This is a genomic window from Pseudomonas sivasensis, assembly GCF_013778505.1.
GTDB lineage: Bacteria > Pseudomonadota > Gammaproteobacteria > Pseudomonadales > Pseudomonadaceae > Aquipseudomonas > Aquipseudomonas sivasensis.
On record NZ_JAAOWU010000009.1, the window covers coordinates 146,836 to 172,144 of the forward strand.

General features: G+C 60.9%; 30 protein-coding genes. 18 read left to right on the forward strand and 12 right to left on the reverse strand.

Annotated elements, in window-relative coordinates:
- Nucleotides 1-77: 77 nt before the first annotated feature.
- The 10 genes from G9Q84_RS16820 to G9Q84_RS16865 all read left to right on the forward strand — a co-directional run bounded on the left by G9Q84_RS16820 (nt 78) and on the right by G9Q84_RS16865 (nt 10,428).
- Nucleotides 78-536 carry a GNAT family N-acetyltransferase gene (locus tag G9Q84_RS16820; RefSeq protein ID WP_032884576.1) on the forward strand — a complete coding sequence of 153 codons (459 nt, stop codon included), beginning with the start codon at nt 78-80 and terminating at the stop codon, nt 534-536.
- Between the two features lie 300 nt (nt 537-836).
- The gene (locus G9Q84_RS16825) at nt 837-1,493 is read left to right on the forward strand and encodes a DedA family protein (RefSeq protein ID WP_122752993.1); all 657 of its coding nucleotides are present in this window, start codon (nt 837-839) and stop codon (nt 1,491-1,493) included.
- 6 nt (nt 1,494-1,499) lie between these two features.
- Nucleotides 1,500-2,315 carry a M90 family metallopeptidase gene (locus tag G9Q84_RS16830; protein ID WP_032884574.1) on the forward strand — a complete coding sequence of 272 codons (816 nt, stop codon included), beginning with the start codon at nt 1,500-1,502 and terminating at the stop codon, nt 2,313-2,315.
- A 108-nt stretch (nt 2,316-2,423) separates the two neighbouring features.
- Complete coding sequence (ppa, locus tag G9Q84_RS16835; RefSeq protein ID WP_003176323.1) at nt 2,424-2,951, forward strand: inorganic diphosphatase; 528 nt, start codon at nt 2,424-2,426, stop codon at nt 2,949-2,951.
- A gap of 211 nt (nt 2,952-3,162) precedes the next feature.
- Nucleotides 3,163-3,939, forward strand: coding sequence for a LexA family transcriptional regulator (locus G9Q84_RS16840; protein WP_081797587.1), 777 nt, complete (start codon nt 3,163-3,165; stop codon nt 3,937-3,939).
- Between the two features lie 423 nt (nt 3,940-4,362).
- Entirely contained in the window at nt 4,363-4,995 is a 633-nt protein-coding gene (gene ycaC, locus G9Q84_RS16845) for an isochorismate family cysteine hydrolase YcaC (protein ID WP_027605204.1), read from the forward strand.
- A gap of 265 nt (nt 4,996-5,260) precedes the next feature.
- Nucleotides 5,261-5,503 carry an exodeoxyribonuclease VII small subunit gene (locus G9Q84_RS16850; protein WP_003176346.1) on the forward strand — a complete coding sequence of 81 codons (243 nt, stop codon included), beginning with the start codon at nt 5,261-5,263 and terminating at the stop codon, nt 5,501-5,503.
- Nucleotides 5,500-6,387: a (2E,6E)-farnesyl diphosphate synthase gene (gene ispA / locus G9Q84_RS16855; protein ID WP_032884572.1), complete on the forward strand. Its 888-nt coding sequence runs from the start codon at nt 5,500-5,502 to the stop codon at nt 6,385-6,387. The genes G9Q84_RS16850 and ispA overlap by 4 nt, the downstream gene beginning before the upstream one ends.
- A 111-nt stretch (nt 6,388-6,498) precedes the next feature.
- Nucleotides 6,499-8,397, forward strand: a complete 1,899-nt coding sequence (gene dxs, locus G9Q84_RS16860; protein ID WP_095186196.1) for a 1-deoxy-D-xylulose-5-phosphate synthase — start codon at nt 6,499-6,501, stop codon at nt 8,395-8,397.
- A gap of 141 nt (nt 8,398-8,538) precedes the next feature.
- A complete protein-coding gene (locus tag G9Q84_RS16865; RefSeq protein WP_181643747.1) occupies nt 8,539-10,428 on the forward strand; it encodes a TonB-dependent receptor domain-containing protein in 1,890 nt (629 codons plus the stop codon).
- A gap of 19 nt (nt 10,429-10,447) precedes the next feature.
- On the opposite strand, the gene G9Q84_RS16870 is transcribed toward G9Q84_RS16865, so the two are convergent.
- The 11 genes from G9Q84_RS16870 to nrdR all read right to left on the reverse strand — a co-directional run bounded on the left by G9Q84_RS16870 (nt 10,448) and on the right by nrdR (nt 18,653).
- Nucleotides 10,448-11,236 (reverse strand): cobalamin-binding protein, encoded by a 789-nt coding sequence (locus G9Q84_RS16870; protein WP_181643748.1) that lies wholly within the window; start codon nt 11,234-11,236, stop codon nt 10,448-10,450.
- Nucleotides 11,233-11,649, reverse strand: a complete 417-nt coding sequence (locus tag G9Q84_RS16875; protein ID WP_095186193.1) for a nuclear FMR1 interacting 1 family protein — start codon at nt 11,647-11,649, stop codon at nt 11,233-11,235. Before G9Q84_RS16875 ends, G9Q84_RS16870 begins: the two co-directional genes overlap by 4 nt.
- Nucleotides 11,646-12,263, reverse strand: coding sequence for a GTP cyclohydrolase II (gene ribA, locus G9Q84_RS16880; protein WP_032884567.1), 618 nt, complete (start codon nt 12,261-12,263; stop codon nt 11,646-11,648). The genes G9Q84_RS16875 and ribA overlap by 4 nt, the downstream gene beginning before the upstream one ends.
- Before the next feature lie 128 nt (nt 12,264-12,391).
- The gene (locus tag G9Q84_RS16885) at nt 12,392-13,120 is read right to left on the reverse strand and encodes a substrate-binding periplasmic protein (protein ID WP_181643749.1); all 729 of its coding nucleotides are present in this window, start codon (nt 13,118-13,120) and stop codon (nt 12,392-12,394) included.
- A gap of 66 nt (nt 13,121-13,186) precedes the next feature.
- Complete coding sequence (gene thiL / locus G9Q84_RS16890; RefSeq protein ID WP_032884565.1) at nt 13,187-14,152, reverse strand: thiamine-phosphate kinase; 966 nt, start codon at nt 14,150-14,152, stop codon at nt 13,187-13,189.
- Between the two features lie 18 nt (nt 14,153-14,170).
- On the reverse strand, nt 14,171-14,671 hold the full coding sequence (nusB, locus tag G9Q84_RS16895; RefSeq protein WP_032884564.1) for a transcription antitermination factor NusB: 501 nt from the start codon (nt 14,669-14,671) through the stop codon (nt 14,171-14,173).
- On the reverse strand, nt 14,668-15,144 hold the full coding sequence (gene ribH, locus G9Q84_RS16900) for a 6,7-dimethyl-8-ribityllumazine synthase (protein WP_003176356.1): 477 nt from the start codon (nt 15,142-15,144) through the stop codon (nt 14,668-14,670). The genes nusB and ribH overlap by 4 nt, the downstream gene beginning before the upstream one ends.
- An 88-nt stretch (nt 15,145-15,232) precedes the next feature.
- Entirely contained in the window at nt 15,233-16,324 is a 1,092-nt protein-coding gene (ribBA, locus tag G9Q84_RS16905) for a bifunctional 3,4-dihydroxy-2-butanone-4-phosphate synthase/GTP cyclohydrolase II (RefSeq protein WP_032884563.1), read from the reverse strand.
- 15 nt (nt 16,325-16,339) lie between these two features.
- A complete protein-coding gene (locus G9Q84_RS16910; RefSeq protein WP_032884562.1) occupies nt 16,340-17,002 on the reverse strand; it encodes a riboflavin synthase in 663 nt (220 codons plus the stop codon).
- A gap of 47 nt (nt 17,003-17,049) precedes the next feature.
- A complete protein-coding gene (gene ribD / locus G9Q84_RS16915; protein ID WP_122681787.1) occupies nt 17,050-18,186 on the reverse strand; it encodes a bifunctional diaminohydroxyphosphoribosylaminopyrimidine deaminase/5-amino-6-(5-phosphoribosylamino)uracil reductase RibD in 1,137 nt (378 codons plus the stop codon).
- The gene (nrdR, locus tag G9Q84_RS16920) at nt 18,183-18,653 is read right to left on the reverse strand and encodes a transcriptional regulator NrdR (protein ID WP_160385008.1); all 471 of its coding nucleotides are present in this window, start codon (nt 18,651-18,653) and stop codon (nt 18,183-18,185) included. Before nrdR ends, ribD begins: the two co-directional genes overlap by 4 nt.
- 139 nt (nt 18,654-18,792) lie before the next feature.
- Between nrdR and G9Q84_RS16925 the strand changes: the two genes are divergently transcribed.
- The 3 genes from G9Q84_RS16925 to trxA are packed head-to-tail and all read left to right on the forward strand — an operon-like array spanning nt 18,793 to nt 20,812.
- Nucleotides 18,793-19,248: a YbaY family lipoprotein gene (locus tag G9Q84_RS16925; RefSeq protein WP_032884559.1), complete on the forward strand. Its 456-nt coding sequence runs from the start codon at nt 18,793-18,795 to the stop codon at nt 19,246-19,248.
- The gene (locus G9Q84_RS16930) at nt 19,245-19,907 is read left to right on the forward strand and encodes a class I SAM-dependent methyltransferase (protein ID WP_181643750.1); all 663 of its coding nucleotides are present in this window, start codon (nt 19,245-19,247) and stop codon (nt 19,905-19,907) included. The genes G9Q84_RS16925 and G9Q84_RS16930 overlap by 4 nt, the downstream gene beginning before the upstream one ends.
- Before the next feature lie 32 nt (nt 19,908-19,939).
- Entirely contained in the window at nt 19,940-20,812 is an 873-nt protein-coding gene (gene trxA, locus G9Q84_RS16935; RefSeq protein WP_032884557.1) for a thioredoxin, read from the forward strand.
- Here the strand turns inward: trxA and G9Q84_RS16940 are convergent.
- The gene (locus G9Q84_RS16940) at nt 20,809-21,153 is read right to left on the reverse strand and encodes a hypothetical protein (RefSeq protein WP_122681789.1); all 345 of its coding nucleotides are present in this window, start codon (nt 21,151-21,153) and stop codon (nt 20,809-20,811) included. The genes trxA and G9Q84_RS16940 overlap by 4 nt on opposite strands.
- A 132-nt stretch (nt 21,154-21,285) precedes the next feature.
- Between G9Q84_RS16940 and G9Q84_RS16945 the strand changes: the two genes are divergently transcribed.
- The 5 genes from G9Q84_RS16945 (at nt 21,286) to G9Q84_RS16965 (ending at nt 25,195) form a co-directional block, all read left to right on the forward strand.
- Nucleotides 21,286-21,885 (forward strand): DUF2796 domain-containing protein, encoded by a 600-nt coding sequence (locus G9Q84_RS16945; protein ID WP_122756014.1) that lies wholly within the window; start codon nt 21,286-21,288, stop codon nt 21,883-21,885.
- 6 nt (nt 21,886-21,891) lie between these two features.
- Complete coding sequence (locus G9Q84_RS16950) at nt 21,892-22,602, forward strand: ABC transporter ATP-binding protein (protein ID WP_122681791.1); 711 nt, start codon at nt 21,892-21,894, stop codon at nt 22,600-22,602.
- 1 nt (nt 22,603) lies between these two features.
- Entirely contained in the window at nt 22,604-23,869 is a 1,266-nt protein-coding gene (locus tag G9Q84_RS16955) for an ABC transporter permease (protein WP_027605183.1), read from the forward strand.
- A gap of 11 nt (nt 23,870-23,880) precedes the next feature.
- The gene (locus tag G9Q84_RS16960) at nt 23,881-24,402 is read left to right on the forward strand and encodes a DUF3299 domain-containing protein (protein ID WP_032884553.1); all 522 of its coding nucleotides are present in this window, start codon (nt 23,881-23,883) and stop codon (nt 24,400-24,402) included.
- 94 nt (nt 24,403-24,496) lie between these two features.
- The gene (locus G9Q84_RS16965) at nt 24,497-25,195 is read left to right on the forward strand and encodes an OmpW/AlkL family protein (protein ID WP_095186186.1); all 699 of its coding nucleotides are present in this window, start codon (nt 24,497-24,499) and stop codon (nt 25,193-25,195) included.
- The last annotated feature ends 114 nt before the right edge of the window (nt 25,196-25,309 follow it).

Below are 25,309 nucleotides of genomic sequence, written 5' to 3' on the forward strand. Positions count from 1 at the left end.
CGCTTTTTGGCGTCTTTAGGCAGCATCAATTCACGGCCGCACGTGTGGTCATACCCATTTGGAAGTTGAGGCCTGGCATGCGGATTACTCAAGCGACCCTGGAACACCTGGACCTGTTGACCCCGCTGTTCGTCAAATACCGCGAGTTTTATGGGGCCCTGCCGTTCCCGGACTCATCGCGGGCTTTTTTGGAAAAGCGCCTTCGCCGCAAGGAGTCAGTGATTTACCTGGCCTTGGCCGATGATGACGACAAGAAGTTGCTTGGTTTTTGTCAGTTGTATCCGAGCTTTTCGTCGCTTTCGCTCAAGCGGGTGTGGATCCTCAATGACATCTACGTAGCCGAAGACGCGCGTCGGCAGCTGGTGGCGGATAACCTGATGCGCACCGCGAAAAAGATGGCCAAAGAGACGCACGCAGTGCGGCTGCGGGTGTCGACCAGCAGTGACAACCAAGTGGCGCAGAAAACGTACGAGTCAATCGGGTTTCGTGAAGACACCGAGTTCAAGAACTACACCTTGCCGATCAGCGAAGACTGACTCCCGGACACCGTGGACACCTTGTGGGAGGGGGCTTGCCCCCGATAGCGGTTTGTCAGTCAGACTATTTATAACTGACCCACCGCTTTCGCGAGCAAGCCCGCTCCCACATTGATTTCTGGCGATCTTCAGACCTCACGCCACGACATCCCCCGCTACAAAACCAACACGCTTTTCACCTCTCAATCCGTATAATGCGGACCTTTCAGGGTTGTAAGAAATGCGGCATACACTTGTAGCCTTATTACCCGAGCTTCCGCACAGGCCCGCTGAGCCGGGCCGTTCACACAGGTGCCATCCATGGATTTCAACCCGCTCGACCTTATCCTGCATCTCGACGTCTACCTCGACCTGCTGGTAACCAATTACGGTCCGTGGATCTACGCCATTCTGTTTCTGGTCATCTTTTGCGAAACCGGTCTGGTGGTCATGCCGTTCCTGCCAGGCGACTCCTTGCTGTTTATCGCCGGAGCCATCGCCGCAGGTGGCGGCATGGACCCGGTATTGCTGGGCGGCCTGTTGATGTTGGCGGCAATCCTCGGCGACAGCACCAACTACGTAATCGGACGAACAGCTGGAGAACGCCTGTTCAGTAACCCGAACTCGAAGATTTTCCGCCGCGACTATCTGCAAAAAACCCACGATTTCTACGACAAGCACGGCGGCAAAACCGTGACCCTGGCGCGCTTCCTGCCGATTCTGCGCACCTTTGCGCCGTTCGTGGCCGGCATCGCGAGAATGCCCTACCCACGGTTCTTCGGATTCAGCGTGCTGGGCACTATCCTCTGGGTCGGCGGCCTGGTGACCCTGGGCTACTTCTTCGGCAACGTGCCCTTTATCAAGAAAAACCTGTCGCTGCTGGTGGTGTTCATCATCCTGCTGTCCCTGGTGCCGATGATCATTGGTGTGTTCCGCAGCCGTTTTGGCCGCACTTCCTCCGAAGCCAAGCCGCAGTAACCTGCGATGTGGTCCCTCAGCGCCTGGCGTCGCCGGCGCCTGCTGGCCAAGCACCCGATTGCCGATGAAACCTGGCAACGGGTGCGCCACCACCTGACCTTCCTCGACGGTATCAGCGCCGAGCAGGACCAGTGGTTGCGCGAAGCCTGCGTGGTGTTTCTCGCCGAAAAACACCTCACCGCCCTGCCGGGCGTCGAGCTGCACCAGGAACAGCGCCTGCTGCTCGCCGCTCAGGCGCAATTGCCACTGATGAACCTCGGCGACCTCGACTGGTATCAGGGCTTCCACGAAATCGTTTTGTACCCCGACGACTTCCTGAGCCCCCAGCGCCATCGAGACAGCAGCGGTATCGAACACGAGTGGGACGGCGAACACAGCGGTGAAGCCTGGCAGCAAGGCCCGGTAATCCTCGCCTGGCCGGGCGTACTCGCCAGCGGCCAGTGGGAGGGCTACAACCTGGTGATCCACGAACTGGCCCACAAACTCGACATGCTCAACGGCGACGCCAACGGCCTACCGCCGCTGCACCACGACATGCGCGTGCAGGAATGGGCCAGCGTGATGCAAAGCGCTTATGACGATCTCAATCGCCAGTTGGACGCCAACCCGGACGCCGACACCGAGATCGACCCCTACGCCGCAGAAAACCCGGCGGAATTCTTCGCAGTCACCAGCGAATATTTTTTCAGCGCCCCGGATTTACTGGTCCGCACTTATCCACAGGTGTATGCCCAACTCAGTCGCTTTTATCGCCAAGACCCCTTGGCCCGCCTGACCCATCTGCAAGCCCACGACCCGCGTTATCAGCCACAAGACGAATGACCGTACGACGTCTGGCGCATGGCATCGCCGTCAGAATATGCCTATAATCGCCGCCACTTTTAGGCCAATCCGGCCATGTCATATGGCCAACTACGGGGGCAACGCCCAATGAGCTACAGCAAGATTCCGGCTGGCAAAGACCTGCCGAACGACATCTACGTCGCCATCGAGATTCCGGCCAACCACGCGCCGATCAAATACGAAATCGACAAAGACAGCGACTGCCTGTTCGTTGACCGTTTCATGGCCACCCCGATGTTCTATCCGGCCAACTACGGTTTCATCCCGAACACCCTGGCTGACGACGGTGATCCCCTCGACGTGCTGGTCGTAACGCCTTACCCGGTCACCCCTGGTTCGGTCATCCGCGCACGTCCGGTCGGCATCCTGAACATGACCGACGACGGCGGCGGCGATGCCAAAGTTATCGCAGTCCCACACGACAAGCTGTCCCAGCTGTATGTGGACGTGAAGGAATACACCGACCTGCCACCACTGCTGCTGGAACAGATCAAGCACTTCTTCGAGAACTACAAAGACCTCGAAAAAGGCAAGTGGGTGAAGATCGACGGTTGGGGCAACGCAGACGCCGCCCGCGCCGAGATCATGAAGTCGGTTGCAGCCTACAAAGGCTGATACCCGCTCTTCATTGCCCCGGCAATTAAAAAGCCCCGATTATTCGGGGCTTTTTTGTGGGAAAACTAAACAACAAGTTCAAAAATTAGTACACGCTGTTCAACTAAGCGATACAACTGAAAGATCAAGCCACAACTAAGCAAAAACCTACAGGCGCAATTCAACGCATGGTTTATTTGATTGGTTTTCTTGGCCAGTAAACTCTGCGTTTATGAATACATCAGGTGATCGTTTAAAAGTGCTATTGCAGGAAGTTCATCTTTCCGCATCCGACTTCGCCAAAAACCGTGGTGTCACGCCTCAACACGTGAACAACTGGTTCAAACGCGGTGTACCCATGGGCCGACTCAACGAGTTTGCAGAACTTCTCTGCGTCTCCAGCCGTTGGCTGCGCACCGGCGAAGGCCCCAAACACCCACCGGCCAACTTCCTGCTGGAAGGCCCAGACGCCCGGAAAGGACTGCCCAGCACCCGAGAAGGAGGCGGAAAGTACCTCACAGGCCCAACCTGCCCTCCGGAACCACTCGATGTGGAGATTCCCCTCCACCCCACATTCACCTCGACCGAGCGCATCCGCGTCTCCCTGCATACCCTCGAAACCCTCACCGTCAACCCTGACCGCGCGGTAGGCGCCTACATGGTCGACAACAGCATGATCGACATCATCCAACAGGGCGCCACCCTCGCCATCGACAGAGGCCGCACCCAAATCATTGATGGCGAAATCTACGCCGTCGAACACGACGGCATGCTGCGCATCAAATATCTCTACAACCGTCCAGGGGGAGGGTTGCGCATGCGAAGCCACAACGCCAGCGAACACCCGGACGAATACCTCAACCATGAAGAACGCTTCGAGCAGAACTTCAAAATTGTCGGCTGGATATTCTGGTGGTCCACCCTCAACAACCGCCGCCCGCCCGTTCCGCTGGATGAGCACCTATTAGGCTGGGAAGGCTCTAAATCGGAACCGGAGGTGGGCATTTAAGGTGAATGTGGGTATCATGCGCCGCACATTTGGCAGGGGGTGGCTTAAGGCTAACCACCCTGCTCGGCGAAGCGGAGGAGTTCCCGCGGATGCCCCTACTATTCAGCCCGACGCAATGTGGGCTGAGCGATTTGAAGGCTGGTGAGGTTTGTCAAAAACAAGCTGAGGCAGTCCCCGAGAAGCCGGCCACAAGCCGGCTTTTTAATGCCTCTAATAATCTCCCCCCCCTGCAAATCAAGCCAACGTGCACCCATCCTCTTTGCCTCCGCTCGCTCCCAACCCCATGCCCAGCCTCCATCCTTTGTCCCTTTTTAGTTGACAGTAAGACTCCCCTCGCCCGATTTATCCTCCAATCACGACCCATTAATCTGTGCCCATGTTGAACGCAACGCCAAACCCACTTAAACAAAAAAGGATTCAACCATGAGCACTCCGACCTACAACCGCTTGAACAAAGACGACGCCGTAGTCCTGCTGGTCGACCACCAGACCGGCTTGATTTCCTTGGTGCAAGACTTCTCGCCCAACGAGTTCAAGAACAACGTGCTGGCACTGGCCGACCTGGCCAAATTTTTCAACCTGCCGACCATCCTCACCACCAGCTTTGAGCAAGGCCCCAACGGCCCTCTGGTGCCTGAGTTGAAGGAGATGTTCCCGGACGCGCCGTACATCGCTCGTCCTGGCCAGATCAATGCGTGGGACAACGAAGACTTCGTCAAGGCGATCAAGGCTACCGGCCGTAAGCAGATCATCATTGCCGGCGTAGTAACGGATGTGTGCGTAGCGTTCCCGACCTTGTCGGCGTTGGCAGAAGGGTTTGAGGTGTTTGTGGTGACCGATGCATCCGGCACGTTCAATACCACCGTGCAACAAGCGGCATGGAGCCGGATGACGCAAGCCGGTGCACAGTTGATGAACTGGTTCTCGGTGGCGTGTGAGCTGCATCGCGACTGGCGCAACGATATCGAAGGCCTGGGCAATCTGTTGTCCCAGCGTATTCCCAACTATCGCAACTTGATGAATGGTTATGCGGCGCTGACAGCCCATCAGAAATAAGTCAGCCGAAATTCCCGATAAGCCTGCCTTGAAAAGCAGGCTTTCGGTGTTCACCTGAGCGTAACCCGCCAGTTCACGCTCAACTTGCTCGGGGCTTGGCAACTGTTTTGCAACTGCCGGCAACGTCCCCATCCCGCGTGTTGCGGGACCACCTGTGTTCAATCGACTGTGCGATTTACCACCTCGTAATTCCCACCACTCATTTGCCCCACTCCCCCATGTCTGCTAGTGTCCCGCCGGTTTACCGTCTACCGGAATAGCCGCCATGGCCCGCAAAAAAGTTGCACTCGATTTCGAACAATCCCTCGCCGACCTGCAAACCCTGGTCGAGCGTCTGGAGAATGGCGAGTTGTCGCTGGAGGACTCGCTGACGGCGTTTGAGCAAGGCATCGGCCTGACTCGCGACTGCCAGAGCGCGCTGGCGCAGGCGGAGCAGAAGGTGCAGGTGTTGCTGGAGCGTGACGGGGAGTTGGCCGAAGAACCTTTCGATGCGGAACAGCCGGAATGATCGACGCGTATCAGGCCAGTAGCCAAGCCCGGGTGAATGCGGCGCTGGAGCCCTTGTTTGTTGCGCCCAGCCCAGAAATGAACCGTCTCTATGCAGCCATGCGCTATAGCGTGATGAATGGCGGCAAGCGTGTGCGCCCGTTGCTGGCGTATGCGGCGTGTGAAGCCCTCGGTGCGCCTGCCGAGCAGGCCAACGGCGCGGCGTGTGCGGTGGAGCTGATCCACGCTTATTCCCTGGTACACGACGATTTGCCGGCAATGGACGACGACGATCTGCGTCGCGGCCAGCCAACCACTCACAAAGCCTTTGATGAAGCCTATGCGATTCTGGCCGGTGACGGCCTTCAAAGTCTGGCGTTCAGCGCATTGCTGGACCCGGGCTTGAGCAGCGTCAACGCCGAGACTCGCCTGCGCATGGTCACCGCCCTCGCCCACGCTGCGGGCCCGGCCGGTATGGTCGGTGGGCAGGCGATCGACATGGGTTCGGTCAGTCTCAAGCTGGATCAAAAAGCTCTGGAACATATGCATCGCCACAAGACCGGCGCGCTCATCGAGGCTGCCGTTCACCTCGGTGCCCTGGCCAGTGGCCGTGCCGAAGCTGCGCAGTTGGCGGCCTTGCAGACGTATTCCCGCGCCATCGGCCTGGCTTTCCAAGTGCAGGACGACATTCTCGACGTGGAAAGTGACACGGCCACCTTGGGCAAGCGCCAAGGTGCCGATATCGCACGGGACAAACCGACTTATCCTGCGCTGCTTGGTCTCGACGCTGCCAAGGCATATGCCCTGGAACTGCGCGACCAGGCCCTGGACGCCCTGCGACCTTTCGACGCGGCAGCCGCGCCACTGCGTGACCTGGCGCGGTATATCGTCGAACGCCGCCACTGATAACAGCGGCCATTGCAGCCGCATATCGGCCAAGTTCGGCGCTCTGCGTGGGCAGTTTGCGATGCTTGAGGTAAACTGCCGCCTCTTCTTATACCTATAACGATTCGCCTGATGCCCACGACGTTTCAAGAGATTCCCCGCAAGCGCCCGTCCACGCCCCTGCTCGACCGTGCTGTCACGCCGGACGGCCTGCGTCGTCTGGGTGAAGCCGAGCTGGAAACCCTGGCCGATGAACTGCGCCTGGAATTGCTCTACACGGTCGGTCAGACCGGTGGGCATTTTGGTGCAGGCCTGGGCGTCATCGAGCTGACCATCGCGTTGCATTACGTGTTCGATACCCCGGACGACCGGCTGGTGTGGGACGTGGGCCATCAGGCGTATCCGCATAAAATCCTCACCGGCCGACGCGAGCGCATGAGTACCCTGCGCCAAAAGGACGGTGTTGCCGCCTTCCCGCGCCGCGCCGAGAGCGAGTACGACACCTTTGGCGTCGGTCACTCCAGCACCTCTATCAGTGCAGCGCTGGGCATGGCGATTGCCGCCCGCCTGCAAAACAGTGATCGCAAGGCGATTGCCGTGATCGGTGATGGCGCGTTGACCGCCGGCATGGCCTTCGAAGCGCTGAACCATGCGCCTGAAGTGAACGCCAACATGTTGGTGATCCTCAATGACAACGACATGTCGATCTCTCGCAATGTCGGTGGCCTGTCCAATTACCTGGCAAAAATCCTCTCCAGCCGTACCTACGCCAGCATGCGCGAAGGCAGCAAGAAGGTGCTCTCGCGTCTGCCCGGCGCGTGGGAAATTGCCCGACGCACCGAAGAATATGCCAAGGGCATGCTTGTCCCCGGCACCCTGTTCGAAGAGCTGGGCTGGAACTACATCGGCCCAATTGACGGCCACGACCTGCCCACTCTGATCGCCACGCTGCGTAACATGCGCGACCTCAAAGGCCCGCAGTTCCTGCATATCGTCACCAAGAAAGGTAAAGGCTTCGCCCCGGCGGAAGTCGACCCGATTGGTTACCACGCGATCACCAAGCTGGAACCTGTGGACGCCCCAGCCGCTGCGCCGAAAAAGGCCAGCGGGCCGAAGTATTCCGGTGTGTTTGGCGAATGGCTGTGCGACATGGCCGCTGCCGACTCGCGCCTGGTGGGCATTACCCCGGCGATGAAGGAAGGCTCCGACCTGGTCGCGTTCAGCGAGCGTTTCCCGCTGCGCTATTTCGACGTGGCGATTGCCGAGCAGCACGCGGTGACTTTCGCCGCCGGTATGGCCTGTGAAGGCGCCAAGCCAGTAGTAGCGATTTACTCCACGTTCCTGCAACGCGGTTATGACCAGCTCATTCACGATGTGGCGGTGCAGAACCTTGACGTGCTGTTCGCCATCGACCGCGCGGGTCTTGTAGGCGAAGACGGCCCAACTCACGCCGGCAGCTTCGACCTGTCGTACCTGCGTTGCATCCCCGGCATGCTGGTAATGACGCCGAGCGACGAGAACGAACTGCGCAAGATGCTCAGCACTGGCCACCTGTATAACGGCCCGGCCGCCGTGCGTTACCCGCGTGGTAATGGCCCGAATGCAGTGATCGAAAAAGATCTGGAGCCGATCGAGATCGGCAAAGGCATCGTGCGTCGCCAGGGCAGCCAGGTCGCGTTCCTGGTGTTCGGCGTGCAATTGGCCGAAGCACTGAAAGTCGCCGAAAAGATCGACGCGACCGTGGTCGATATGCGCTTCGTCAAACCGCTGGATGAAGCCTTGGTACGCGAGATCGCCGGTAGCCATGAGTTGCTGGTGACCGTTGAAGAGAACGCCATCATGGGCGGCGCCGGCGCGGCAGTCAGTGAGTTCCTGGCACGGGAGAATATCCTCAAGTCGGTGCTGCACCTGGGCTTGCCGGATGTGTACGTCGAGCACGCCAAGCCAGCGCAGATGCTGGCGGAGTGCGGCTTGGACGAAGCAGGGATCGAGGCTTCGGTGCGCGCACGAATGGCGCTGCTGGACCTGTAGAAACCGGATCAACATGTGGGAGGGGGCTTGCCCCCGATAGCGGCAGTTCAGTCAACAACTATGCTGACTGACAGGCCGCCATCGGGGGCAAGCGCCCTCCCACATTTGATTTGTGTCACCTTCAAAAGCTGTGAACAGTCTATGAATCGCCTGTACCTTACCCTGCTGCTACTGCCCTCCCCTGAATTGCTCGCCGAAACCCGCGACGAGGCCCTGAAGCTCCCCGAAGTGGTTATCAGCGCAAACCGTCAGGTCCAGGCGCGCAACGACAGCAGCGCCGCCAACTCCGTCTTCACCCGCGATGACATCGATCGCCTGCAACCCACCAGCCTCACTGACCTGCTCAGCCGAGTGCCCGGCGCGCAAGTCGCGCGAACCGGCGGGCGCGGCAGTTTGCCGGGGATCTACCTGCGCGGCACTAAATCCGCCCAGAGCCTGGTGCTGGTGGACGGCCAGCGCATCGCCAACACCACGTCCGGCGACAGCGGCCTGCAATACCTGAATATCGACCAGATTGAGCGCGTGGAAGTCCTGCGCGGCTCGCGCTCGGTGATCTACGGCAGCGATGCCATCGGCGGTGTGATCCAAGTGTTTACCCGGCGCAACGCCGAGCAAGGCCTGCAACCGCGCGTGAAACTGGGTTTTGGCAGCAATAACACTTGGGAGCGCAGCCTCGGTCTCTCGGGTGGCGATGAACACACGCGCTTCAACCTCGGGGCGAGCCTGGATGAAACTGCCGGGATCAATTCGACCCACGAATCCTTCCCCAGCGACGGCGACCATGATGCCTATCGCAACCAATCGGTGAGCCTGAACCTCAGCCATTCGTTCAGCGATGCGCTGGAGGTGGGTTTCAACCTGCTGGATAACCGTGGCAAGTCGGAGTACGACAACAGCTTCGGCCGCTACGACATCGTCACCAAGCAGACTGTTGGGCAAAAACCCTACACCGACTACGCCGTGAGCAGCGCCAGCGGTTATATCGACGCCACGTTCAGTGAGCGCTGGCAATCGCGCGTGGAACTGGGCCACAGCGAGAACCGTGACACCAAACGCGACACCCTCAGTGATTATTTCAGCGCATTCAACACCTACCGCGACTCCGTCAACTGGCAGAACGACCTGACCCTGGATGAACAGAACAGCCTGATCTTGGGCGGTGATTGGTACGAAGACCGCTTCCACGGCTCCACCACTTTCACCGAAAACAGCCGCTGGAACCGCGCCGCCTTTGTGCAGCACCGTTTCCGCAGCGAACGGTTCTCCACAGAGCTGGGTTTGCGCCACGACGAGAACCAGCAGTTTGGCGGCCAGAACAGCTGGAGCGGTACGCTCACCGTGCCGGTCAATCCCGACAATGACCTGTTACTGAGTTACAGCGAAGGATTCCGTGCGCCGAGCTTCAACGACCTGTATTACCCGCAAACGCAATACAGCAACCCCAACCTGCAGCCCGAAACCTCGAAAAGCTACGAACTGCAATGGCGCAGCCAACTGAGTGACAGCACGCGCCTGGAAGCCTCGGTGTACCGCACCGACCTGAGCAATGCGATCATCCTCGACCGTACCGACAAACCGCAGAATGTGGCATCGGCGCGCATCGATGGCTTTGAAGCGGCGCTGAAACAGGAACTGTTCGGCTGGCAGGGCAACCTCGGTGTTTCGATCATCGACCCGCGCGACCGGGACAGCGGCCACACCTTGGCCCGTCGTGCACGCCGCACATTGAGCCTGGATATGGATCGGCAATTCGATCAGGTGGGCGTGGGCGCCAGTTGGCAGGCCATCAGCAATAGCTACGACAATGAAGACAACACGCAGCGCCTGGGCGGCTACGGATTGCTCGGGTTGCGCAGCAGTTGGGCGGTTAGCCGAGAAGTAGCGCTGTCGCTGAAGGTTGATAACGTGCTGGATAAATCCTATTCGCGGGCACGTTATAGCTACAACGATCCGGCATTTCTGAACAATCAGGATTACCGTGAAGAGGGCCGGGCGTGGATGTTTGGTGTGACCTGGACACCTGAAATCTGATTGTCGCCTGGTACTGGCTTCATCGGCTCGGGGCAATTACCTGACACAGCCGCGCCAGCGCTTCCAGCATCTGCCCGCTGGGCCGTTCCAGGCCTTTGTCCGGAACCAACTGTACCCGCGCCGCCATGCTTGGCCAGTCCTTCCAGGCGTCCTTCTGAGCCTGATCGCCCACCAGAATCATTTCGGGATTACGTTGCAACACCGACTCGATGCTGACCTGCGGTGCGGGTAGCTTCAGGTCGTCAAACACGTTGCGCGCACCGCACACGCTCAGCGCGTCGCTGATGATCTGGCCACCGCCCACGGTGTACAGCGGCTGGTTCCACACCTGATAGAACACCCGCAACGGTTCGACACGTTGATAACGCTGGCGCAACCCGGCCAGGCGCTCGCGCAGTTGCGCGGCCAATTGCCGGCCGGCGTCGGCACGGCCTAATTGCTCGGCTATGGCCTGGACTTGGGTGGTCAACTGTTCGAGGCTATGAGGTTCGGCGACGTACACCGGAATATTCAGGCGTTGCAGCTGCTCGCGCTGGGCCGGGCCAACACTGCCGGGCCACAGCAGAATCAGGTCGGGATTGAGGCTGAGCAGGCGCTCCATGTCTAACTGGCCGTAATGCCCCACCGATGGCACCTTCACCAACTCGGCCGGCCGTTCGCCGCCATCAAGCACGCCTACCAGCAGATCGGCAGCACCCAGTTCGACCACGATTTCAGACAGGGATGGCGCCAGGCTCACCACCCGCTCGGCGGCCAAGGCCTGTGCACTCAGTGTCAGCAGCAGAAGCGCCAGCCAGCGGCGCATCATCCGAGTTGACGGGGAATGCGGTAGAGGTAAAACAGCACCATCGTCGACAGCGCCAGCAGGAACAGCGGCACCGCTTCCAGGCCAACGAACACCGCCAGCGCGCCCACCCACGCGGGAATCGCCGCCACCAGCAAAGCCGTGCGCCGGCGGGCCGCGAGGGTGATCCAGGCAGCCGGTTCTTCGGGAGTATCGAGAGCTTTTGAAGTGGCGATCAGCGCGTGTTTATAGCCGTGGAAGTAACGCAGGCTTAGGAACATCGAGGCCACGCCAGCGATGAAGAACGGCATCGCCAGCACGGGTAGCAGCGCTACCTGGCCAAACACCAGGTTGAGCACGAACAACGGAAGCAGCGCCAAGGCCAGGTACTGCCACCAGTTGAAGGACAGTCGCCGCTTTACCTGGCCACGGGTCACGCGCGGTCGACCTCGCCCTGATGCTCGTTGCCCATCATATGGTCGAGCTTGCTGGCTTTGGTCGCCAGATAGAGCTTGTTGTGGGGGTTTTGCCCGGTATGCAGCGGCACACGCTCGGCCACGGTGATGCCCATCTCGGTCAAGGCTTTGACCTTGCGCGGGTTGTTGGTCATCAGACGCAGGGATTTCACGCCCAGGTGCTCAAGCATTGGCAGGCAGATCGCGTAGTCACGCTGGTCTGCAGCGAAGCCCAGGCGCTCGTTGGCCTCAACGGTATCAGCGCCGCCGTCTTGCAGCTCGTAGGCGCGGATTTTGTTCAGCAGGCCAATACCGCGGCCTTCCTGGCGCAGATACAGCAGCACGCCACGGCCTTCACGGGCGATGGCGCGCATGGCCGCCTCCAGTTGCGAGCCGCAGTCACAGCGCTGGCTGAACAACGCATCGCCGGTCAGGCACTCGGAATGCACACGACCCAGTACTGGCGCGCCATCCGCGATATCGCCGAGGCTGAGCACAACGTGCTCACGCCCGGTGGCTTCTTCGAGAAAGCCGTTCATGGTGAACGTGGCAAAAGGGGTAGGCAGCTTGGAAGCGGCGACGAAAACGACGGGCACCGTGTGCTCCTGATTTCAGATTTTACAGAGGCGGGCATTGTAACAGCAGGTTCCTGCACACGCTTAAGCTGAATGATCGCTGATAAAGATCAATCGGTTCGATTGGCCTTCATCTCGGTTCTATGCAGTTAGAAGGGATACGGCAGGTTCCAGCGCTGGAAGATCGGCTTCAGCACGCCGCTTTTGACCAGCACGGCCATGCGCTGATCGTACACGGTGCGTAACGAACGGCCGCGCTCGGTATCGGCAAAGCCAACGTATAGCGGCAGGTCGATGATGTGGGTAAGCCTGAACGTGGAAGGGTCTCGCGCCTGTTTGAGGACGTATTGCGTTTCGCTGAGGGCATCGATGTAGAAATCGGCCCGACCATGCTGGAGCATCGGTAAAATCCCATCGCGCCGCTGGATCTGGTTGAAACGTCGCACATTGGGCAAGTACGCCTCGTACCGATAGCCGCGTACCCAGGCCAGGCGGTATTCACCCAGCGTTGCGACGCTCGGAGTCGGGGAGGTTGCCAGCCCAAGGGCGTAGATAGCGTCGGAGTCCAACTTCCAGTGCGGGTAAAGGACGCCCGTGACCTCGTCACGGTAAGAGCCGACCCAACCATCTACCTCACCGCGCTGGGCCAGGCCCACCGAGCGGGTATAGGGCTCGATGCGGGTGTGCAGAGTGATCCCGACCGGCTCGAAGACCTGCCGCAGCACATCCCAGGCCAGACCGCTGCCGTCCGCATTGGTGTAGTCGTCCCAAGCCTCACTGGCGAGCATGATCTTGCCTGGTACAACAGACTCATCCTGCGCCAGGACCCACGCCGGAATGACACACAGCAGTGTCAGCAGCCAGTGGCGCACATCCATGGGTACGACCTCCTGCAATGCCTTGCTTGCGTAATGACGTAGTAGAGGGTAGCGCAGCACGCCGACTCAGGGCGTCTCGCGAAAGTGCTGATAACCCCGGATGGCCGGAGTGATGTCCTGCCCGTTGGCGTCGAGGAGCGTCACACCCTGCCCCGCCTGGACACGGCCAATAACGTGCACCGGCCAACCCGCGGCCAGCAGCGGTGCCAACTCGACGGACGGCAAGGTGAAGGCCAGCACGTAGTCGTCGCCACCGCTCAATGCAGCCACCCGCGCCTGGTCATCACCGACAAACGCCAGCAAGGCGCTGGACAGCGGAAGCTTCTGACGCTCGATCAACAGGCTGACGGCCGACGCCTTGGCGATATGCCCGCAATCGGCCAACAGCCCGTCGGAGATATCCATCGCAGCCGTCGCCTTGCCCCGCAGCGCCAGCCCTAAAGCCAACTGCGGCTGCGGTGACCAGTAATGGGCCAGCAGAGGATCAGCGATGGCCGCATCGGCGTTGCGCTGGCCCAGCACGAGTGGCAAGGCGCCAGCGGCATTGCCCAACTCACCGCCCACGCACAGCAGGTCCCCCGGCTGCGCACCGCTGCGCGTCAACGCCTGGCCCGCTGGCACACGGCCGAACACCGTCAGGGTCAAACTGAGCGGCCCCCGCGTGGTGTCGCCGCCCACCAAGCCCACGCCGCAGCTTAGCGCCATGGCGTTCAAACCCTGGGCATAGCGTTGCAACCAGTCGGCATCGACGGTGGGCGTAGTGAGTGCAAGGGTAAACGCGAGGGGGTTGGCGCCCATGGCAGCCAGATCGCTCACCGCCACCGCCAGCGAACGCTGGCCGAGCAGGAACGGATCGCAAGGGTCGGCAAAGTGCACGCCGGCCACTAAGGTATCGGTGGAGATTGCCAGTTGCTCCCCGGCAGGGAGCGCCAGCAGGGCGCAGTCGTCGCCGATCCCCAAGGCAATGCCCTCGCCGCCCTGCGCACAGGGCGCGGCGGCAAAGTACTTGTGGATCAGCTCAAACTCGCCCATCGAGAACTCAAGCGCAACTTAGCGCTTGTGTTCCTTCACTTCGGCTTCACGCAGGCGCGGAGCCAGCTTGTCGAGCACGCCGTTGACAAACTTGTGACCGTCGGTCGAACCGTAGACTTTCGCCAGTTCGATACCTTCGTTGATCACCACGCGGTACGGCACGTCGACGCGCTTGAGCAGCTCCCAGGTGGACAGGCGCAGTACTGCCAGTTCAACCGGGTCCAGCTCTTCAAGGGTCAGGTCCAGGCACGGCGTCAGTGCAGCGTCGATCTCGGTCAGGTTGGCCGGAACGCCGTGCAGGATGTCGTGGAAATAGCTCTGGTCGGCAAAGGTGAAGTCATTGTCGACGCGAAATTGCGCTTCGATTTCGTTCAGCGAAGTACCGGCCATATGGCGCTGGTACAACGCCTGGGTGGCGAGCTGACGGGCAGCACGGCGCTTTTCGCTCTTCGAAGGTTTGCCGGCGTCCGCTGGACGCTCGTCGCGCGGGTTGAAACGATCGCTCTCGTCGGAAATCACTTGGCCTCCAACTGCGACAGCAGGCTGACCATTTCCAGGGCGGACAGAGCAGCTTCAGCGCCTTTGTTGCCAGCCTTGGTGCCGGAACGCTCGATGGCTTGCTCGATGGAATCAACGGTCAGTACGCCGAAAGCGACTGGCACGCCGAACTCCATGGACACCTGGGCCAGGCCCTTGGTGCATTCGCCGGCCACGTATTCGAAGTGCGGGGTACCGCCACGAATCACAGCGCCCAGGGCGATGATTGCTGCGTATTCACCCTGCTGAGCAACTTTTTGCGCAACCAGTGGAATTTCGAAGGCGCCAGGGGCACGGATAATCGTGATATCGCTTTCGCTCACACCGTGGCGAACCAGGGCATCCACGGCACCGCTTACCAGGCTTTCAACCACGAAGCTGTTGAAGCGGCCAACCACCAGGGCATAGCGGCCTTTGGGGGCGATGAAGGTACCTTCGATGGTCTTCAGGGTCATTCGACAAATCTCTTAAAGAGCCGGGACGCGAAAAGTGCGTCCCTCAGTGATGATTTAACCGCGAACAAGGGGCAAAAGACGCCAGCCTTTATTCGGAGGGCACGTATTCTACAACTTCCAGATCGAATCCGGATATCGCATTAAATTTCATCGGTGCGCTCATGAGGCGCATTTTGCGCACACCGAGGTCACGCAGGATCTGCGAACCGGCACCGACGATGCTGTAGGTGGTCGGTGTTTTAACCTGGGTCTGCTCGGCGGTTTCGCGGATATGGGCAAGCAATACATCGCCGTCCACCGGGTTACCCAGCAGCAGCACCACACCGCTGCCCGCCTCGGACACCGCAGCCATCGCGGCGCGCAGGCTCCAACGGCCCGGTTGCTTGACCATCAACAGGTCGCGCAGCGGGTCCATGTTGTGCACACGCACCAGGGTCGGTTCGTCTGCGCTGATGGTGCCCAGGGTCAGGGCCATGTGCACATCGCCCTCCACTGAATCGCGGTAGGTCACCAAATTGAATTGGCCCAATTCGCTGTCCAGTGGCTGCTCGGCAATCCGCTGAACGGTACGTTCGTGGATCATCCGGTAGTGAATCAAGTCGGCAATGGTGCCTATCTTGATGTTGTGCTCGGCGGCAAATGCTTCGAGTTCGGCGCGACGAGCCATGGTGCCGTCGTCGTTCATCACTTCGCAGATCACACCGCTCGGCTCGAAACCGGCCATGCGCGCCAGGTCACAGGCTGCTTCTGTGTGGCCGGCACGGGCCAGGGTGCCACCCGGTTGGGCCATCAGCGGGAAGATGTGGCCTGGGCTGACGATGTCTTCGGCCTTGGCGTCTTTGGCGGCAGCGGCTTGAACGGTGCGGGCGCGGTCAGCGGCGGAAATGCCGGTGGTCACGCCTGTGGTCGCTTCAATCGACACGGTGAACTTGGTACCAAAACCCGAGCCGTTACGCGGCGCCATCAACGGCAGCTTGAGCAGCTCGCAGCGCTCGCGGCTCATGGGCATGCAGATCAGCCCGCGAGCGTGCTTGGCCATGAAGTTGATGTGCTCAGGCTTGCAGGCCTCGGCGGCCATGATGATGTCGCCTTCGTTTTCGCGGTCTTCGTCATCCATCAGGATGACCATCTTGCCTTGGCGGATGTCTTCAACCAGTTCTTCGATGTTATTGAGCGCCACGCGGCACCCCCTTGGTCAGGATTTCAGGTAGCCGTTAGCGGCCAAAAAACTCTCAGTGATGTTCCCAGTTGCAGGCTCTGCGGCCTTATCGCCCATCAGCAGGCGCTCCAGGTAACGGGCAAGCAAGTCGACTTCCAGGTTCACCCGGCGACCAGGCTGGTACGACGCCATGATGGTTTCGCTCAGGGTGTGGGGAATGATGGTCAGTTCAAATTCGGCGCCATTCACGGCGTTCACGGTCAGGCTGGTGCCGTCGACAGTGATCGAACCTTTGTGGGCAATGTATTTGGCCAGCTCTTTGGGCGCGCGGATGCGGAATTCCACGGCACGGGCATTTTCGCTGCGGGCAACGACTTCGCCGACACCGTCGACGTGGCCGCTGACCAGGTGACCACCGAGACGGGTGGTGGGCGTCAGGGCTTTTTCGAGGTTGACCGGGCTGCCAGCCTTGAGGTCATTCATCGCGGTGCAGTCCAGGGTTTCCCGGCTGACGTCGGCGGCAAAGCCATTGCCCGGCAGTTCGATGACAGTCAGGCACACGCCGCTGACGGCGATGCTGTCGCCCAGCTTGACGTCGCCGAGGTCGAGCTTGCCGGTTTCAACCAGCAGGCGCACGTCGCCGCCCTTGGGGGTCATGGCGCGAATGCTGCCGATGGATTCGATAATGCCGGTGAACATGGCCTTCTCCTGGAAAACGGGGCGGGCACTTGAGCGCCCGGTCAGAATTATACGCTCGCTGCTGGCACAGGGATGGCAGTGACTCGCCAGTCGTCGCCTACAGCGCGCATTTCAGTGATCTTGAGTTGGGGGGCGTCGGCCAGTTTCTCAAGCGGCCAGTCCAGCAAAGGCCGGGCAGCGGAGCCGAGGAACTTGCCGGCGACGAAAATCACGTATTCGTCCACCAGACCTTGCTGGGCAAACGCCCCTGCCAGGCTTGGGCCAGCTTCCACCAAGACTTCGTTGACGCCACGGGCGGCCAGCGCCACCAGCGCCGAGCGCAGGTCGACCTGGCCTTCTACGCCTGGCACCACCAGACACTCGGGGCCTCGGGGGAACTGGTTTTCCGGGGTGACACAGGTGATGACCAATGCCGGGCCCGCCTTAAAGAAGGGTGCGTTGAGCGGCACCCGCAGGCGGCCGTCGATCAACACACGCAACGGCGGGCGCGACATGGCCAGGGCGGTGGTTTCTTCATCCAGTCCCAGCTCGGCCGCGCGGACGGTAAGCCGCGCACCGTCGGCCAACACCGTGTCGGCGCCAGTCAGCACCACGCTGGCCTCGGCGCGCAGGCGCTGCACGGCGGCGCGGGCGGCGGGACCGGTGATCCATTGGCTTTCGCCGCTGGCCATCGCGGTACGACCGTCCAGACTCATCGCCATTTTGATCCGCACGAACGGCAACCCGTGTTCCATGCGTTTGAGAAAGCCTTTGTTGAGCGCCCGCGCCTCACCTTCCAGTACGCCACTGCGCACCTCGATCCCGGCCTGGGCCAAGCGCTGCATACCGCGCCCGGCAACTTCCGGGTTAGGGTCCTGCATCGCCGCGACCACCCGCGCCAGCCCGGCGCTCACCAGCGCATCGGCGCACGGCGGGGTGTGACCATAGTGGCTGCACGGTTCGAGGGTGACGTATGCCGTGGCGCCTCGGGCCTTATCGCCGGCAGCCCGCAAGGCATGCACTTCCGCATGGGGCTCGCCCGTGCGCACATGCCAGCCTTCGCCGACAATCTGCCCATCGCGCACAATCACGCAGCCAACACGCGGATTAGGGTGGGTGGTGTACAGGCCGTTGCGCGCCAGTTCAAGGGCGCGGGCCATGTAATGGGCGTCGAGGACAGTTTGTTCAGCAGAAGGAGGAATCATGGTTTGACCGGCTCACGGGCTAGGCGGTCGATCTCTTCGCGGAACTCATTGAGGTCCTGGAAGCGTCGATACACCGAAGCGAAACGGATATAGGCGACTTCGTCGAGCTTTTGCAGCTCGCCCATCACCAACTCTCCCACCACCAGGCTCTTGACCTCGCGCTCGCCAGTCGCTCGCAGCTTGTGCTTGATATGCACCAGCGCCGCTTCCAGTCGCTCGACACTCACTGGGCGTTTTTCCAGCGCGCGCTGCATACCGGCGCGCAGTTTTTCTTCGTCGAAAGGCTGGCGGCTGCCGTCGGACTTGATCAGACGTGGCAATACCAGTTCGGCGGTTTCGAAGGTGGTGAAACGTTCACCGCAGCCAGAGGCCAGGCATTCGCGCCGGCGACGTACTTGATCGCCCTCGGCGACCAGACGCGAGTCAATGACCTTGGTGTCGTTGGCACCGCAGAAGGGACAGTGCATGGTGGCAGGCAACAAAAAAAGGGAGGGCCATGGTAGCGCATCCCTGTGGCAAGACAAGCCATAGCCTTTACGGTATACAGGCGGGCTATTATGTTTCTTACATTTCAAGCCACGGATTTTGTCCTTTCTGGAGCCGTACATGCAGTTACGACCACTTGTTTTGCTCACCCTGTTCAGTGTCCTGGTCGCCTGCAGCAGCGAAGCCCCCAAGCCGTCTGCGCCCCAACCGGTGCCTGCGCAGGAGAAAAAAGTCCCTGGCATTGAAGACCTGGGCCCCCTACCCGCCTACCAACGTGAAATCAACGGCAGCCTGACCAACGTCCCCGCCGGCGCCGAAGTCGAGATGGCCCTGCTGGTGATCGACGACCGTTCGCGCCCGCAACAACTGCTCGCCAGCAGCGTACTGACCGGCAACGGCAAGCCCGTGGCCTTCCGCCTGCGTTTTAACCCAGAGGCTTTCCCGGCCGGTGCACGGGTTGAGCTGCGTGGCCGCGCCAGCCAGTCCGGTCAGTTGATCCTGCACCTGCCCGCCGTACGCATCACCCAGGCAATCACCCAGACCACCGGCCCCCTGGAACTCGTCAAGGCACCATGACGCCACCGTTGGACTTGCAGCGCGCCCTGAGCGAGCTGATCGGCGACGCTCAACTGGTGCCCTGCCCGCTGCCGGGCACCGAACTCTCGTTGTGGCTGTTGGATGCGGACAACATGGACCGCGCCTTCAGTCCCGAAGAAACCCGGCGCATTCTGCATGAGCCGCCCTACTGGAGTTTTTGCTGGGCCAGCGGCCTGGCATTGGCGCGGTATTTGACGGCGAACCCCGAGTGGGTCGCGGGTAAGCGCGTGCTGGACTTCGGCGCCGGTTCCGGCGTGGCCGCGATTGCGGCGGTTAAGGCAGGTGCGGTGGAAGTAGTTGCCTGCGACCTGGATCCGCTGGCGTTGGCATCTTGCCGCGCCAATGCCGAGCTCAATAACGTGGAATTAACCTATTCGCCGGACTTCTTCGCCGAAGCCGATCGCTTCGACCTGATCCTGGTAGCCGATGTGCTTTACGATCGCGCCAACCTGCCACTGCTGGATCATTTCCTCAGCCGCGGCCGCGAAGCACTGGTGGCGGACTCACGGGTGCGCGACTTCCAACACCCGGCTTATCAGCGCCTGGAAATCCTCGATGCGCTGACGTTGCCGGACTTGGCCGAGCCTTGGGAGTTTCGCAAGGTGAGCCTGTACCATTCGCGGCGCCAGCCCTTATAGTTGCCCCATTCCCGCTTTATTCGAGACGCCCCATGAGTGAGCCCACGCCGTACATCTTCGACGTCACCGCCGCCAACTTCGACCAGGCCGTGATTCAGAACTCCTTCGAAAAACCCGTATTGGTGGATTTCTGGGCCGAGTGGTGCGCGCCCTGCAAGGCCTTGATGCCGATGTTGGCGCAGATTGCCGAGAGTTATCAGGGCGAGTTGCTGTTGGCGAAGGTCGATTGCGAAGCCGAGCAAGACATCGTTGCGCGCTTTGGTATTCAAAGCCTGCCGACGGTGGTGCTGTTCAAGGATGGCCAGCCGGTAGACGGGTTCGCCGGAGCCCAGCCGGAGTCGGCTGTGCGAGCGCTGTTGGCGCCGCATGTGCAGATGCCCGCGCCGAAGGCGGCGGATCCATTGGTACAGGCACAAACGTTGTTTGCCGAAGGGCGCATCAGCGACGCCGAAGCCGTACTCGTCGCGCTGCTGGGCGAGGACAACACCAACGCCGCCGCGCTGATTCTGTACGCACGCTGCCTGGCCGAACGCGGTGAGCTGGGTGAAGCCCAAACCGTGCTCGACGCAGTGAAAAGCGACGACCACAAAGCCGCGCTCGCCGGGGCCAAGGCGCAAATCACTTTCCTGCGCCAAGCCGCCGACCTGCCGGACGCCGCCGACTTGAAAAGCCGTCTGGCGCAAAACCCGCAGGACGATGAAGCTGCGTATCAGTTGAGCATCCAGCAACTGGCGCGTCAGCAGTACGACGCCGCGCTGGAAGGCCTCCTCAAGTTGTTTATCCGCAACCGCGGCTACAGCGAAGGCCTGCCGCACAAGACCCTGTTGCAAGTGTTCGAACTGCTGGGCAATGACCACCCGCTGGTCACCGTGTACCGCCGCAAGTTGTTTGCCGCGCTGTACTAATCACCGATCCAACTGTACAGCGGCGTATCCCCGCCGCTGCTCACCTTGACCTTAGCGCTGTGGCGCAGGCGCACCAACAGTCGCTTGCCCGCCGCAGCATCCCCCGCCAAACCTTCCAATCGATCAAGCAACTCCAGGCCGCTGAGTTGTCCGGCGTTGCGCAACAAGTCCTGGGCGTTCTGCCACAGGTCATCATTGTGTTTGACCGGCGCTACCGGCGCGGCGGCGCTGGCTGCCGGCGTCGCCTGCAATTGCGCGCCCAACTTTGCCCAATCGCCGTCGTCCAGTTCCAGGGTTAAGTCCACCGGCAGGTCGCCGATGGTTCCACGAATTCGCAACATCGTCCTGACTCCTGCAGTTTTTCTGACGGGCATGCTCCCATGCGGCTTGCGCAACGCCAAGCAGACGGTCAAACTCTCGGCCTTATTGTTATAAGATCACATAACATAACTTTCATGTTCTGGAGCCCTCTCATGCGCCGTCTGCTGCTCGCTTTGCCGTTTGCCCTGCTGCCACTGGCCATTGCCCATGCGGCTGAGGACCATGATCACGACCACGAACACGGCAGCCTCGGCGCGCACGAGCACGGCGTCGGGCGTCTCAACGCCGTACTCGACGGCCAGACCCTGGAGCTTGAGCTGGACAGCCCGGCAATGAATCTGGTGGGTTTCGAGCACGTCGCCACCACGGCTGCCGATAAGGCCAAAGTCGCCGCTGCACGCAAACAGCTGGAAAACCCATCGACCCTGTTCAACCTGCCCAAGGTCGCCGGTTGCGTGATCAGCTCCCAGGAGCTCAACAGCCCGCTGTTCGGTGACAAGCCGGAAGCCGACCACGACGATGACCACGATCACGACGCCAAAGACGGCGCCCACGAACATCATCACGACCACAGCGAAATCCACGCCCACTACCAATTCACCTGCGCCACGCCGACTGCGTTGAGCAATCTGGACCTGACCCAGGTATTCAAGACCTTCCCCGCCACTCAGAAAATTCAGGTACAACTGATCGGCCCGAGCGGCCAGCAAGGTGTTGATGCCACCGCCACAGCAGCCACCCTGAAGTTCTGAGTTCACATGACCCAAGCACTGATCGAACTGTCTGACCTGGGCTTCAACTGGCCCGGTCACCCACAGTTGCTGGACATCCCCGCCTTCCGCCTGGAAGCGGGTGAAACCCTGTTTCTCAAGGGCCCGAGCGGCAGCGGAAAAACTACGCTGCTTGGTCTGTTGGGCGGCGTGCAGAAACCCAGCCGAGGTAGCATTCGCTTGCTCGGCCAGGAGCTGACCGAACTCTCGGCCGGCGCCCGTGATCGTTTCCGCGTCGACCATACGGGCTACGTCTTCCAGCAGTTCAACCTGCTGCCGTTCCTGTCGGTGCGCGAAAACGTTGAGTTGCCTTGCCACTTTTCCAAACTGCGTGCGCAGCGGGCAAAGCAGCGCCACGGCAGTGTCGACCAGGCCGCAGCTACATTGCTCGCGCATTTGGGCTTGAAGGATAAAGACCTGCTGGAGCGCCGCGCCGATTCGCTGTCCATCGGCCAGCAACAACGGGTGGCTGCCGCACGCGCGCTGATCGGCCAACCGGAATTGGTGATCGCCGACGAACCCACCTCAGCCCTGGACTACGACGCCCGCGAAGCTTTCCTTCAGTTGCTGTTCGCTGAATGCCGCGACGCCGGCGCCAGTCTGTTGTTTGTCAGCCATGATCAGAGCCTGGCGCCGCTGTTCGACCGCAACCTGTCGCTGGCCGAACTCAATCGCGCCGCCACGCCCGCAGAGGTTTGAGATGTATTTGTTTCGTCTAGCCATGGCCAGCCTGGCTAACCGTCGCTTTACCGCGATCCTCACCGCGTTTGCCATCGCGCTTTCAGTCTGCTTGTTGCTCGCAGTGGAACGGGTTCGCGTTGAGGCGCGCAACAGTTTCGCCAGTACCATCAGCGGCACCGACCTGATCGTCGGCGCCCGCTCCGGTTCGGTCAACCTGCTGCTGTATTCGGTATTTCGCATCGGCAACGCCACCAACAACATCCGCTGGGACAGCTACGAGCACTTCGCCGCCAGCCCCCAGGTGAAATGGGCGATCCCGATTTCCCTCGGCGACTCCCATCGCGGCTACCGGGTGATGGGTACCAACGAGTCGTACTTCGAGCATTACCAGTACGGCCGCAAGCAAAACCTCGAACTGGCCAGCGGCCGTGCCTTTGCCACCGACCCGTTCGAAGTGGTGCTCGGTGCCGAGGTCGCTGATGCCCTGCACTACAAGCTCGGCGACAAGCTGGTACTGGCCCACGGCGTGGCGGTGGTCAGCCTGGTCAAGCACGATGACAAGCCGTTCACCGTGGTCGGTATCCTCAAGCGCACCGGCACGCCGGTGGATCGCACGTTGCACATCAGCCTGGGCGGCATGGAAGCTATCCATATTGACTGGCACAACGGTGTGCCGGCCCAGGGCAAAGGCCGCATCAGCGCCGATCAGGCTCGCAATATGGACCTGACCCCGCAGGCCATTACCGCCTTCATGCTCGGCCTGAACAACAAGATTTCCACCTTCGCCCTGCAGCGCGAGATCAATGAATTCCGTGGCGAGCCGATGCTGGCGATCCTGCCCGGCGTGGCGCTGCAAGAGCTGTGGAGCATGATGGGCACCGCCGAAAAAGCGCTGTTCGTGATCTCGCTGTTTGTGGTGCTGACCGGCTTGATCGGCATGCTCACCGCCATCCTTACCAGCCTCAACGAACGCCGCCGCGAAATGGCGATCCTGCGTTCGGTGGGGGCACGGCCTTGGCATATCGCAACGTTGCTGATCTTCGAAGCGTTCGCCCTGGCCCTGTCCGGCGTGATCGCAGGCGTGGGCTTGCTGTATGTGTGCATTGCCGCGTCGCGTGGGTATTTGCAAGCCAATTACGGGCTGGACCTGCCGATGTCCTGGCCGAGCGAATATGAATGGACCTTGCTCGCCGGTATCCTGGCTGCTGCGCTGTTGATGGGCAGCGTGCCGGCCTGGCGCGCCTACCGACAATCCTTGGCCGATGGCCTGTCCATACGTTTATGAGGAAGGACTCGATGCGTCGTGCCCTGTTTGCACTGTTGTTGCTGGTGGCGGTACCCGCCTGGGCCGATGAGCAGCCCAAGGATTTGTCCTGGCAGGAGATGATCCCACCGGACGCGCCGCCAGAAGTCCCCAATATGAAACCGCTGCACGACCTGTCGAACATGGCCGACGCCTTGTCCGTCGAAGCCGCGCCGGCGGCCAAGCAGGACCTGCCCAACGCGCCGGTGGTGCAGAGCCTCAATGGCCAGCACATCCGCCTGCCGGGTTATATCGTGCCGCTGGAAGTCAGCGAAGAAGGCCGTACCACCGAGTTCCTGCTGGTGCCGTATTTCGGCGCGTGCATCCACGTACCGCCGCCGCCGTCGAACCAGATCGTGCATGTGAAAAGTGAAGTCGGCGTGAAGCTCGATGAGCTGTACCAGCCGTATTGGATCGAAGGCGCGATGCAGGTCAAGCCGTCTACCAGCGAACTGGCGGACGCCGGTTACCAGATGGATGCCGAGAAGATTTACATGTACGAACTGCAGGAATAACGCTGATCGTCCTTTCATTGAGCTGAATCAACAGACCGAACGGAACGATCTTTACCATTGGACGTACAACTTTTAAACGTCCTTTGGAGCTCCCATGAACAAGTCTCTGCTCGGCGCGTCCCTCTTCGCGCTCGCCCTCGTCGCCCCCATTGCCCATGCTCACGAAGCGGGCGACATTCTGGTTCGCGCCGGTGCTATCACCGTGAACCCGAAGGCCGACAGCAGCACCGTCAAGGTTGACCAGGGCCCGCTGGCCGGTACCAACCTGGGCGGCAAGGCGACCATGAGCAGCGACACCCAACTGGGCCTCAACTTCGCCTACATGCTGACCAACCACGTGGGTATCGAACTGCTGGCCGCCACGCCGTTCGAGCATGACGTGAAGATCAAGGGCACCGCCCTCGGCGGCGCCAACGGCAAGCTGGGTACGCTGAAACACCTGCCGCCAACCCTGAGCGTCGTGTACTACCCGCTGGACAACAAATCCCCGTTCCAACCGTACGTAGGCGCCGGTATCAACTACACCTGGATCTACGACGAACACGTCGGCAGCCGTGCCCAGGGCGCAGGCTTCAGCAACTTCAAAGCCGAGAACTCATGGGGTTGGGCTGCGCAGATCGGCGCGGACTACATGATCAACGACAAGTGGATGATCAACGCCCAGGCGCGTTACATCGACATCAGCACCAAGGCTACCGTGGAAAACAACGCCGTGGCGCCGGGCACCCGTGCCAAGGTCAATGTGGACGTGGACCCAATGGTTTACATGGTGGGTATCGGCTACAAGTTCTAAGCAAAACTGCATAAACAACTGTGGGAGGGGGCTTGCTCCCGATGACGGTGGATCAGTCAACAAACCAGTGACTGATACACCGCTATCGGGAGCAAGCCCCCTCCCACATTTTGT